Raw genomic sequence first — 11,894 nt, 5'->3', positions numbered from 1 at the left:
TGGCTCCGGGGGCTGTGGGCAAGGCCGGTGACGTGGTCACGTGGACGTATGTCCTCACCAACGACGGCAACGTCACGCTCAGCGGTTCCGCCCTCACCGACGCACTCCCCGGGGCGGGGGAGCCGACGTACACGTGGCCGGGCGCAGAGGGCATGCTGGCACCCGGTGAGTCGGTGCGGGCGACCGCGACGTACACCCTGACCCAGGCTGATGTGGATGCCGGAGCGGTGACGAGCGTCGTCACCGGCACGGGCACACCGCCCAACGGCGGCGCACCGGCGACGGCATCCGCGCCGGCGACCGTGTCTCTCGCACCGGCGCCCGGACTGGTGTTTACGAAGACCGGTGCGCTGCGCACGCCGGGGGCCAACGGCACCGGTGACGGCGTCACGTTCGGCTTCCGCATCGAGAACACGGGCACGGTGACCCTGTCGGGCGTCGCCGTGACCGACGAGCTCGCCGGTGTCGGCGCGATCACGATCGACTGGCCCGGCGCGGCCGGTGTGCTCGCCCCCGGCCAGATCGCGACCGGCTCGGCTCCGTACGCGATCACCCAGGAGGACGTCGACCGCGGATCCGTCCAGAACACGGCCGCCGTCCGAGCGACCACGCCGTCCGGGACCGTGCTGACCTCCCGCTCGACGATCGAGCCCATCCCGACCGTGACGCACGCGCCGTCGATCCGCACCGTGAAGGGCGGTTCGTACACGAGCGGTTCGGGAGGCGTGGGGAGCGTCATCGAGTACACGTTCGACATCACGAACACCGGTAACGTCACACTGCGCCTTATCCGCCTGCAGGATCAGCTCGAGGGGCTGTCCACGCCGCAGATCGAGTTCCCGTCCACGACCGGCATCCTGCCTCCGGGCGGAACCGCCACGGGCATCGCGCGGTACACGGTCACGCAGGACGACGTCGACGCGGGGTCCATCACGAACGTCGCGACCTCGTTCGGCACGTCTCCGCGAGGAGTCGTCGTGTCGGGCACGTCGCAGGCGTTCGTGATCGACACCGACGCTCCGACGAATCCCGATCAGGCGATCCGCACCACCCAGAGCGCGCAGCTCGCCGCGGGTGACACCGGGGTGCGCGGCGACACGGTCGAGTACACGTTCACGATCGAGAACACCGGCAACACGACGCTGAACAGCGTGGCGCTGACGAACACGGTCGACTCGTTGACCGGCTTCTCGTACGTGTGGCCGTCGCCCGCGAACCCGGGGCGTCTCCTGCCCGGTCAGACGGTGATCGTCACGGCGGATCACCTGGTGACGCAGGCGGACGTGGATGCGGGCACGGTGCGCAACGTCACGACCGGCACGGGGGTGACGCCGGGCGGCGACACGATGATCGACCGCTCGTCGATGACGGTCGTCCCGCTCATCGGCGGCACGGGAGCGATCGCGGTCGACAAGGTCGGCAGCCGCGCGGGCGACGGCTCGGTCGGCACCGAGGTGTCCTACGAGTTCGAGGTCCGCAACACGGGCACCCTGACGCTGACGTCGGTCGCGCTGGCCGACCCGCTCGAAGGGCTGTCGGAGATCTCCTACGGCGCCTGGCCCTCCGTGACCGGCCGCCTCCTTCCCGGCGAAGCGGTCACGGCGACCGCCACGTACACCGTCACACAGAGCGACATCGACGCGGGTTCCGTCCGCAACGTCGCCTCGGCGAGCGCCCTCGCGCCGGGCGGAGACGCAGTGACGGGCGACTCTCCCGAGTCCGTGGTGCCGACGATCGGTGCGGCGCCGTCGATCGATGTCGAGAAGACCCAGGTCCTCGCTGCGGGGGCGACCGGTCGACCGGGCGACCTCGTCGACTTCGCGTTCACGATCGAGAACACGGGCAACGTCACACTCCGCGGCGTGACGCTCACCGACGCGCAGGCGGGTCTCTCCGGCATCCGGATCACGTGGCCGGGGGCCGAGGGCGTCCTCGCGCCGGGCCAGGTCGCGACCGCGACCGCGACCTACGCGCTGAGCGCGGCGGACGTGGATGCCGGACGCATCGCCTCTGCGGCGGCGGCGGTCGGTGACGGAGGCGGCACGGTGGTTCGCGACGAGGATGCCGGGGAGACCCTGATCGTCGCCGCGCCCGCGCTCGCCCTCGACAAGACCGCGACGTTCCTCGGCTCGCCGCAGCAGGGCGGCGCCGTGCGCTATCTCGTGACCGTCACGAACACCGGCAACGTCACTCTGAGCGGTGTCACCGTGACCGACGACCTGCCGGGGCTCGGCGCCCCGACGGCCACGTGGCCGGGCGTCCCCGGAGTCCTGGCGGCCGGCGAATCCGCCACGGTGTCCGCCGACTACGTGATCACGCTCGCCGATGTCACGCGCGGCCGCATCGACAACACCGCATCGGCGACGGGTTCCGCCCCGGGCGGTGCGGAGGTCACGGCATCCGACTCGGTGCGGGTCGATGTGCCGAACGATCCCCGCATCCACCTGGGCATGAGCATCGCGGTGCAGGACGGCCAGATGGGCTACGCGGGCGATTCGCTGATCTTCCGCTACACCGCGACCAACACCGGAACCACGATCCTCACGGGTGTGACGATCCGCGACCCGTACCCGGGGCTGTCCCCGCTGACCTACGTGTGGCCCGGCGAACCCGGTGTCCTCCTTCCGGGGCAGAGCGTGACGGCGACCGCGACGGTCGTGATCACCCCGGCGATGCAGGGGACCGTGGTAACGTCCCGTGCCGTGGTGTCGAGTGTCGAGGCGGAGTCCGGGGTTCCCGTGACCGATGTCGCCTCCGACACCGTGCGACTGCCCGATCCGGCCCCCACCGGGCTGCTCCCGTTCACAGGCGGCGGCGATCCGCTCCCGCTCGTCGGCGGTGCCGCGGTCATCCTGCTGGGCGGGCTCGTGCTCCTGCTCATCGGACGCCGTCGCCGCACGACGCGGCCCCAGAACCTCTCCTCCTAGCGACACCGCACTGAAAGGCGACACGATGCAGATCCTCCGCACCCCTTCTCCGACCACCGCCGCGCGCCGACCGGCCGCCACGAAGACGGCCGTCGCCGGATTCGCCCTCGCGCTCGGGCTCGTGCTGGCGGGGTGCACGGACTCGGCGCCGGAGCCCACGCCCACGCCGACCGCCTCGGACGAGGCGCAGGCGGGTGTGACCGACATCGTCGACACCCCCGGGTCGGGCGAGGGACTCGAGGGTGCGCTCTCGGACGCCGAGGTCACGACCTGCGAGCTCGCCGGGGATCAGTGGCAGGTCGACGGCACGGTCACGAACTCGAGCGCGGGTGCCGCGTCGTACCGCATCTACGTCTCGCTGCTCACCGAGGGCGGCGACACGCGCTCGTTGACCCAGGTGAACGTCGATGCGATCGACGCCGGCGCGAGCGCGGACTGGGCGACCACAGTCGATGTGCAGGACGAGACTCTCGACTGCGTGCTCCGCGTCGAACGCTACGCGGCCTGACGGGTCGCGGGCCGCGTCGTCGTCACGACTCGGCCCGCGATGACCGCTTGACCGCGTCGTAGGCCGCGAGAGCCGCCTTCCTGGTCTCCCCGAGGTCGACGAGAGGCTCGTCGGGAGCATCCGCGGCCCATTCCGAGACGTAGAGTCCCTGCGGGTCGAACTTCTTGGCCTGGAGCTCGGGGTTGAACACGCGGAAGTACGGAGCGGCGTCGGCTCCGGACCCGGCGACCCACTGCCAGTTGAAGGGGTTGTTGGCGCCGTCGGCGTCGACGAGCGTGTCCCAGAACCACTCCTCGCCGCGGCGCCAGTCGATCAGCAGGTTCTTCACGAGGAACGATGCGGTCACCATGCGCACGCGGTTGTGCATGAACCCGGTGTGCCAGAGCTCCCGCATCCCGGCATCCACGAGCGGGATGCCCGTCTCGCCGCGCTGCCACGCCTCGAGGTGCCTGGGGTGCAGCCGGGGCCAGGGGAACGCGTCGAACTCCGAACGGAGGTTGCGGGTCGCGAGATCGGGGAAGTGGAACGCCGTGTGCCACGCGAACTCCCGCCATCCCACTTCGGAGAGGAATCCTGCCGTGCCATCGACCGCGACGGCCTCGTGCCACACGGTGAACGGACTCAGCTCGCCCCATCGCAGGCGTGGTGAGAGGAGCGAGGTGGCCCCTGCGGAGGGTTCGTCCCTGGCGCGGTCGTAGGCGGAGACCTCCTCACGGAGGAACACATGCAGACGCTCCCGCGCGGCCGCCTCTCCGGGCTCCCAGGTGTCGCGCAGGCCTCCGGCCCAGTCCGGATGCGTGGGCAGCAGGCCCCAGTCGTCCAGATCGTCGGACGCGGGCGGGCGTCCCACACCGTCGAGGGAGCGCGGGGCGGGCAACGGCGCACGCGGCGCCGGCAGTGCGCGACAGGCACGCCAGAACGGCGTGAAGACCGAGAAGTGCGTGCCGGCTCCCGTCTTCACGGTCCACGGCTCGTGCAGCAGCGATCCGGCGAAGGACGCGACGTCGAGGCCGTCCTCGCGGAGCGCGGCCTTGATCGCGGAGTCGACCTCGCGCTCGGCGCCGCCGTACCTCCGGGTCCAGAAGACCGCACCCGCGCCGATCTCGGCGACCACGTCGGCGAGCACCTTCTGCGCTGCGCCGCGTCGGAGGATCAGCCGCGCACCGAGGCCGTCGATGTGCTCGGCGAGAGAGTTCAGGGAATGATGCAGCCACCATCGTGCCGCGCCGCCGAGCGGACGGATGCCGGGAGACTCCTCGTCGAGGACGAAGAGCACGACGATCGGCTCGTCGCGGTCCATCGCGGCGCGCAGTGCGGGGTTGTCGGCGACGCGGAGGTCGTCGCGGAGCCACACGAGTGAGGGGGAGGCCATGGTCCCATTGTCGCGGCGCGGCCCGACGGATGCCGAGTCTCAGCCCCGCCCTCGACGCCGCGATGGGCGGAGGGTATGCTTCCGGCGCTCTGCCGTCGACCAGAGCGCCCAGGCGACGAGCACGGGCTGCAGGAACAGTCGGCCGAATCGCCGTCGATCCGTGTCGAGTCCCGGGGCCGATCGGCCGGTGCGCCACTGATGCACGTTGCCCGGGAACACCGCGACGAAGAACACCGCGGTGGCGACCCCGATCCGGGTGCGCTCCTTGGGCAGCGCGACGAGGGCAGCGGCCAGGCCGACCTCGACGACGCCGGATGCGACCACGATCGCATCCTTGTCCAGGCGTGTGACCCGCGTCGCCCAGTCCGGCACCACGAGGCGGAAGCCGCGGGTGCTGATGAAATGCATCACCCCCGCCGCTGCCAGAAGAGCGGCCAGGATCCAGCGGAGGATGTCGCGGAGCATGCGCCTCACGTTACCCGCACTCGTATGCTCGGACATCTGCGACCGGCACGGCGCAGCGGTCGGAGCCACGCGCGCATGCGAGTAGCCTTGACCGAGACCCAGATGGAGTGTTCCGTGCCTGAAAATGCCCAGCCGAAAGACGGCTTCGCCCTGTTCTCCGACCGCTCAGTCGTCGCCATGCGCGTCAACGGGACCCTCAAGGACCTCGCGACCACGGTGACGGACGCCGACGAGGTCGAGCCGGTCACGATCGACAGCCCCGACGGGCTGAGCATCCTGCGCCACTCCACGGCCCACGTGCTGGCTCAGGCGGTGCAGCGCATCAACCCGCAGGCGAACCTCGGCATCGGCCCGCCCATCACCGACGGGTTCTATTACGACTTCGGCGTCGAGACCCCCTTCACGCCCGAGGACATCAAGGCGATCACGAAGGAGATGCAGCGCATCGTCCGCGAGGGGCAGCGCTTCGTGCGCCGCGTCGTGACCGATGACGAGGCGCGCGCCGAGCTCGCCGACGAGCCGTTCAAGCTCGAGCTCATCGGACTCAAGGGCGGCAAGGAGGCGGCCGAGGGCGCATCCGTCGAGGTCGGCGAGGGCGAACTCACGATCTACGACAACACGACCCGCGACGGCGAGGTGGTCTGGAAGGATCTCTGCCGCGGCCCGCACCTGCCCAACACGCGCATGATCGGCAACGGGTGGGATCTCACCCGCATCGCGGCCGCGTACTGGCGGGGCAGCGAGAAGAACCCGCAGCTGCAGCGCATCTACGGCACGGCCTGGCCGTCGAAGGACGAGCTGCGTGCCTACCAGCACCGCCTCGAGGAGGCCGCCAAGCGCGACCACCGTCGCCTGGGCAAGGAGCTCGACCTCTTCTCCTTCCCCGAGGAGATCGGCTCCGGTCTGTCGGTGTGGCACCCGCGCGGCGGCGTCGTGCGCGGCGAGATGGAACAGCACGCCCGCAAGCGCCACATCGAGGGCGGCTATACGTACGTGTACACGCCGCACATCTCGAAGGAGGATCTCTTCCTCACCTCGAATCACCTCGTCACGTACAAGGACGGCATGTTCCCGCCGATCGTGATGGACGAGGAGCGCGACGAGAACGGCGAGATCACGAAGCAGGGCCAGGACTACTACCTGAAGCCTATGAACTGCCCGATGCACATCCTCATCTACAAGGAGCGCGCGCGCAGCTACCGCGACCTGCCGCTGCGCTTCGCGGAGAACGGCACGGTCTACCGCAACGAGCTCTCCGGGGCGCTGCACGGTCTGACCCGCGTGCGCGGCTTCACCCAGGACGACTCGCACCTGTTCGTGACGCCCGACCAGCTCGAGGAGGAGGTCGGCAAGGTCCTCGAGTTCATCCTCTCGATGCTGCGCGACTTCGGCCTCACCGACTTCGAGCTCGAGCTCTCGATGAAGGACGACGAGAAGTCGAAGTGGATCGGCTCGGACGAGTTCTGGGAGTCGTCGACCGATGCGCTGCGCCGTGTCGCGGTGGCGTCGGGTCTCAAGCTCACCGAGGTGCCCGGCGAGGCCGCGTTCTACGGGCCGAAGATCGACCTCAAGACCCGTGACGCGATCGGCCGCACGTGGCAGCTGTCGACCGTGCAGGTCGACCCGAACCTGCCCGAGCGCTTCGACCTGGAGTTCATGGACAAGGACGGCCAGAAGAAGCGGCCGATCATGATCCACCGTGCGCTGTTCGGCTCGATAGAGCGGTTCTTCGCGATCCTGCTGGAGCACTACGCCGGCGATTTCCCGGTGTGGCTGTCGCCGGTGCAGGTCGTCGGCATCCCGGTCGCCGACGACTTCGCCGACTACCTCGGCGACGTCATCCGCACGCTGCGCGACTCCGGCGTGCGCGCCGAGCTCGACACCTCCGACGACCGGATGCAGAAGAAGATCCGCACGCACACGACCGGCAAGGTCCCGCTGCTGCTGATCGCGGGGGAGAAGGACCGCGATGCCGGCACCGTCTCGTTCCGCTACCGCGACGGGACGCAGGAGAACGGCGTGCCGATCGCGGATGCCGTCTCGCGCATCCGCGCCGCGATCGCCGACCACACCCTGGTGCAGACCGCCGGGGATCTGGCGTGACCGACGAGCACTCCTCGGTCGAGGACGCCGGTCTGCTGGCCGGCGTCCCCGACGAGTTCCAGCGGCTGTGGACTCCGCACCGGATGGCGTACATCCAGGCGGGGCCGGAGCCGCTGCGCGAGGAGTGCCCGTTCTGCGAGGCGCCGAAGTTCCCGGATGCCGAGCGCCTGATCGTCGCCCGCGGCGAGACGGCCTACGTGCTGCTGAACCTGTTCCCGTACAACTCGGGGCACCTGCTGGTGTGCCCGTACCGGCACATCGCGACCTACGACCAGGCGACCCCCGAGGAGGTCGCCGAGATCGGCGCGCTCACGCAGACCGCGATGCGCGTGCTGCGCGAGGTCTCGCGCTGCGACGGCTTCAACCTGGGCATGAATCAGGGGGCTGTCGCCGGCGCGGGCGTCGACGGGCACCTGCACCAGCACGTGGTTCCGCGCTGGAAGTCCGACGCGAACTTCTTCCCGATCATCGCGAAGACCAAAGCGCTGCCGCAGCTGCTCGGCGAGGTGCGGGACGCGGTCTCGGCGGCCTGGCCGACGGACTGACACCCGTCTCGGAGCGTTTCGTCTCGTCGCTCCGATCCTCGCTCGACGACCGGAGCTCGGTCGTCGAGCGAGCGGAGCCGGACGAAACGCGTCAGCGCACCTGGCGGGCGGTGAACTGCATCCGCGGGTGCGCGTAGAACTCCTGCGCCTCGACGAGCTGGAGCTCGCGCGCACCGGACTCGAGCGTGAGGCTCAGCAGGTCGAACACGCTCGACGCGGTGCGCTCGAGCGCGAGTTTGGCGTCGCCGGTGGTGACGTAGTGCGACGTGAACAGCGCGGCCGTGACGTCGCCCGAGCCGTTCGCCTTCATCGGCAGCCGCGGCGTCTGCACGATCCACGCGCCTGTCGCATCCGCGACCAGCATCTCGATGGTTCCCTCTTCGCGGTCGGGACGCTCGACGCTCGTGACGAGAACGGTGCTCGGGCCCATCGCCATCGCGAGATCGACCGATGTGAGCGTCGACTCGAGCGTGTCGGGCTCGGTCTCGGTGAGGAACCCGAGCTCGAACTGGTTCGGCGTGATGATGTCGGCGACCGGCACGACCTTCTCGCGCAGCAGCACCGGGATCGCCGGCGCGACGAAGCATCCGGACTTGGCGTTGCCCATCACGGGGTCGCACGCATAGACGGCCTCCGGGTTGGCGGCCTTCACGCGCGCCACCGCGTCGATGATGACGTCGCCGATGCCCTCGCCGCCCTGGTATCCGCTGAGCACGGCGTCGATGCCCGGGAACGCCTCGCGCTCCTCGATGCCGGTGATGACCTCGCGCACGTCGTCCGGCGCGATCATCGGTCCCCGCCAGGCGCCGTACCCCGTGTGGTTCGAGAAGTTCACGGTGTAGACGGGGAGCACTTCGACGCCGATGCGCTGCATCGGGAAGACGGCCGCGGAGTTGCCGACGTGGCCGTATGCGACGGCGGACTGGATGGAGAGGACCTTCATGCCCCGATCCTTTCGTGGTGTGCGGACGGCTGCCCGCGTCGGATGTTCATCGCGTGGCCGCGACGAGGTCGGTGACGAGCGCGCCGGCGTCGTCGTCGGACAGGTCGTGCACCGTCAGACGGAGATGGTGCGAGGGTGCAGCGCGCTCATCGAGAGCGAACTCGTCTCCGGTGCGTGCGAGCCAGCCGCGGCGCATCAGCTGTTCGGCGACGTGCCGGGCAGGCCGGGGGAGCGAGATCCAGAGGCTGAGGCCGTCGGTCTCTGGGGCGTCGAGCCCGGCATCCCGCAGCCGTTCGGCGAACCGCGCGTTGCGCTCGGCGTAGTGGTCGCGAGCCGACGCGATCATCCGCGTCGCGTTCGCGTCGGTGAGCTGCGCCAGCGTGAGCCGCTGCAGCAGATGGCTCACCCAGGTCGTGCCGGGGCTGAGGCGCATCGCCAGACGCTCTGCGGTCGTGGGATCGGTCGCGGCGATCGCGAGGCACATGTCGGGGCCGAGGAACTTCGAGACCGAGCGCACGAGGGCGTAGCGCCGATGGCCGGGGCCGATCAGGCTCTCGTAGCGACGGCGCGACAGCATCGAGAAGTGGTCGTCCTCGATCAGCAGGACGTACGGATGCTCGGCGAGCACGGCGCGCAGCTCTGCGGCGCGGGCGGACGTGAGGCTCGCGCCGGTGGGATTCTGGGCCCTCGGCGTGCAGATCACGGCACGGACGCCGGCGTCGAGGGCCGCGCGGAGACCGTCGACGGTCATGCCCTGGTCGTCGACGGGCACGGGGACGGCGCGATAGCCGCCCAGGCGCACGGTGTGGATGCTGGCGAGGAAGCAGGGGTCTTCGAGGGCTACGGCGTCGTCGCGCATGAGCGCTTGCGCGAGCAGTCGCTCGACCGCGTCGACCGCGCCGCTCGTGACGGTGATGCGGAAGTCGACGTCGCCGAGGTCGCTCGCGACCCACTCGTGCGCCCACTCGTCGAGTCCGCGGTCGATCACGGGTTCGCCGTAGAGCACGGGGCGTCCGGTCACGGTGTCGAGCACGGTCGACGGATCGGGGATGAGGCGCGGGTCGGGATTGCCCGTGCCGACGTCGCGGAGCACCGTGTCGGCGGCGTATCCCTCCTGCGCGACGCTCTCGTGCCCCGCGATCACGGTGCCCGCCCGGCCCCGCGAGACCACGAGCCCGGCCTGCGCGAGCTGACGGTAGGCGGCGACGGCGGTGTTGCGGTTCACGCCGAGCGTCGCGGCGAGTTCGCGGACAGGGGGGAGCGGGCTGCCGACGACCAGGACGCCGCGGTCGCGCAGATCGCGCACGCTGTCGGCGATGTCCGCCGCGGTGGTTCCGGTGATGTGGTCGCTCATGTGTCCTCGTGTCGATTCTAGGTCGTGCCGGACAGTGCTATGGTTTGGCCTAGATCAAACCCCGACAGGAGTCAGTCCATGACCGAGAACCCCACCACCGGATCCTCGCGCGTCAAGCGCGGCCTCGCGGAGATGCTCAAAGGCGGCGTCATCATGGACGTCGTGACCGCCGAGCAGGCGAAGATCGCCGAGGATGCCGGTGCCGTCGCCGTCATGGCTCTCGAGCGCGTCCCCGCTGACATCCGCGCTCAGGGCGGCGTCTCGCGCATGAGCGACCCCGACATGATCGACAGCATCATCGACGCCGTGTCGATCCCCGTCATGGCGAAGGCCCGCATCGGCCACTTCGTCGAGGCGCAGGTGCTGCAGGAGCTCGGCGTCGACTACATCGACGAGTCCGAGGTGCTCTCGCCCGCCGATTACGTGAACCACATCGACAAGTTCGGCTTCACCGTGCCGTTCGTGTGCGGCGCGACCAACCTCGGCGAGGCGCTGCGCCGCATCAACGAGGGCGCGGCGATGATCCGCTCCAAGGGTGAGGCCGGCACGGGCGACGTGTCGGAGGCGATGAAGCACATCCGCAAGATCCGCGGCGAGATCGCCGCGCTCACGGCGCTCCCCAAGGATGAGGTGTTCGTCGCGGCGAAGGAGCTTCAGGCGCCGTACGAGCTGGTCGCCGAGATCGCCGAGACGGGGAAGCTCCCGGTGGTGCTGTTCGTCGCCGGCGGTGTCGCGACGCCCGCCGACGCCGCGATGATGATGCAGCTCGGGGCGGACGGCGTGTTCGTCGGCTCGGGCATCTTCAAGTCGGGCAACCCCGCCGAGCGCGCCAAGGCCATCGTCAAGGCGACCACGTTCTATGACGACGCGAAGGTCATCGCGGAGGTCTCCCGTGGCCTCGGCGAAGCGATGGTCGGCATCAACGTCTCCGACCTCCCGGCGCCGCACCGTCTCGCCGAGCGTGGCTGGTAGTCCTCGCGTCGGCGTCCTGGCGCTGCAGGGCGACGTGCGCGAGCACGCCGCCCTGCTGGCCGATCTGGGCGCCGATGCGGTGCGCGTACGCCGACCGGAGGAGCTCGCCCGCGTCGACGGGCTCGTGATCCCCGGTGGCGAATCGAGTGTGATCGACAAGCTCTCGCGCACGTTCGGGATGCAGGACCCCATCCGCACCGCGATCGCCGACGGGATGCCGGTGCTCGGCACCTGCGCCGGCCTCATCATGCTGGCCGACCAGATCACGGACGCGATCGACGGGCAGGAGACCTTCGGCGGGATCGACGCGGTGGTCCGCCGCAACGCCTTCGGTCGGCAGGTCGAGTCCTTCGAGGCCGAGCTGATCGTCCCGGCATTCGACGGGGCACCGGTGAGGGCCGCGTTCATCCGCGGTCCGGTCGTCGAGAGCGTCGGCCCCGCGGCATCCGTCCTGGCATCGCTCGACGACGGCCGCGTCGTCGCCGTGGAGCAGGGACACCTGATCGGTCTCAGCTTCCACCCCGAGATCACGGGGGAGACGCGCTTCCACCGGCGCTTCCTCGACCGGGTCGCGTCCCGCTCCTGACGGGCGCTCTGCTCGTTCGGTCGTCCCTCAGGGTGCATCTGCAGGAGGTGCGCACGATCTGCGGGTCGTTCCGGGGCCACGGGTCCTGCAGACGTGCTCGGGTCCTGCGGATGGGCGGG

The 11,894-nt window shown here is 70.2% G+C and carries 9 protein-coding genes and 1 pseudogene; 6 read left to right on the top strand and 4 right to left on the bottom strand.

What is annotated here, in order from left to right; all coding sequences use genetic code 11:
- Positions 1 to 2,927 (top strand): annotated as a pseudogene (locus tag ACIPYT_RS13100) (hypothetical protein); the annotation flags it as partial.
- A 25-nt stretch (positions 2,928 to 2,952) separates the two neighbouring features.
- A complete protein-coding gene (locus tag ACIPYT_RS13095) occupies positions 2,953 to 3,435 on the top strand; it encodes a hypothetical protein (RefSeq protein ID WP_401074695.1) in 483 nt (160 codons plus the stop codon).
- A 22-nt stretch (positions 3,436 to 3,457) separates the two neighbouring features.
- On the opposite strand, the gene ACIPYT_RS13090 is transcribed toward ACIPYT_RS13095, so the two are convergent.
- Together ACIPYT_RS13090 and ACIPYT_RS13085 are read right to left on the bottom strand one after the other, a co-directional pair.
- Positions 3,458 to 4,807 (bottom strand): cryptochrome/photolyase family protein, encoded by a 1,350-nt coding sequence (locus ACIPYT_RS13090; protein WP_401074692.1) that lies wholly within the window; start codon positions 4,805 to 4,807, stop codon positions 3,458 to 3,460.
- Positions 4,808 to 4,846: 39 nt separating this feature from the next.
- A complete protein-coding gene (locus ACIPYT_RS13085; RefSeq protein ID WP_401074689.1) occupies positions 4,847 to 5,272 on the bottom strand; it encodes a hypothetical protein in 426 nt (141 codons plus the stop codon).
- A gap of 102 nt (positions 5,273 to 5,374) precedes the next feature.
- Between ACIPYT_RS13085 and thrS the strand changes: the two genes are divergently transcribed.
- Together thrS and ACIPYT_RS13075 are read left to right on the top strand one after the other, a co-directional pair.
- Positions 5,375 to 7,375 (top strand): threonine--tRNA ligase, encoded by a 2,001-nt coding sequence (gene thrS, locus ACIPYT_RS13080; RefSeq protein WP_401074854.1) that lies wholly within the window; start codon positions 5,375 to 5,377, stop codon positions 7,373 to 7,375.
- Positions 7,372 to 7,920 carry an HIT family protein gene (locus ACIPYT_RS13075; protein WP_401074686.1) on the top strand — a complete coding sequence of 183 codons (549 nt, stop codon included), beginning with the start codon at positions 7,372 to 7,374 and terminating at the stop codon, positions 7,918 to 7,920. The genes thrS and ACIPYT_RS13075 overlap by 4 nt, the downstream gene beginning before the upstream one ends.
- 91 nt (positions 7,921 to 8,011) lie before the next feature.
- Here the strand turns inward: ACIPYT_RS13075 and pdxY are convergent, their stop codons facing one another.
- Complete coding sequence (pdxY, locus tag ACIPYT_RS13070; RefSeq protein ID WP_401074683.1) at positions 8,012 to 8,863, bottom strand: pyridoxal kinase PdxY; 852 nt, start codon at positions 8,861 to 8,863, stop codon at positions 8,012 to 8,014.
- A gap of 46 nt (positions 8,864 to 8,909) precedes the next feature.
- Complete coding sequence (locus ACIPYT_RS13065; protein WP_401074681.1) at positions 8,910 to 10,217, bottom strand: aminotransferase class I/II-fold pyridoxal phosphate-dependent enzyme; 1,308 nt, start codon at positions 10,215 to 10,217, stop codon at positions 8,910 to 8,912.
- 78 nt (positions 10,218 to 10,295) lie between these two features.
- On the opposite strand from ACIPYT_RS13065, the gene pdxS reads away from it, so the two are divergent.
- Together pdxS and pdxT are read left to right on the top strand one after the other, a co-directional pair.
- Complete coding sequence (pdxS, locus tag ACIPYT_RS13060) at positions 10,296 to 11,189, top strand: pyridoxal 5'-phosphate synthase lyase subunit PdxS (protein ID WP_401074679.1); 894 nt, start codon at positions 10,296 to 10,298, stop codon at positions 11,187 to 11,189.
- Positions 11,179 to 11,775: a pyridoxal 5'-phosphate synthase glutaminase subunit PdxT gene (gene pdxT / locus ACIPYT_RS13055; RefSeq protein ID WP_401074676.1), complete on the top strand. Its 597-nt coding sequence runs from the start codon at positions 11,179 to 11,181 to the stop codon at positions 11,773 to 11,775. The genes pdxS and pdxT overlap by 11 nt, the downstream gene beginning before the upstream one ends.
- The last annotated feature ends 119 nt before the right edge of the window (positions 11,776 to 11,894 follow it).

Origin of the sequence: Microbacterium sp. NPDC089695 (genome assembly GCF_044749085.1) — a bacterium.
In the GTDB taxonomy this organism is placed as follows: domain Bacteria; phylum Actinomycetota; class Actinomycetes; order Actinomycetales; family Microbacteriaceae; genus Microbacterium.
The sequence above is the reverse complement of the archived record's forward strand: the minus strand, read 5'-3'. Positions and strand labels throughout refer to the sequence as shown.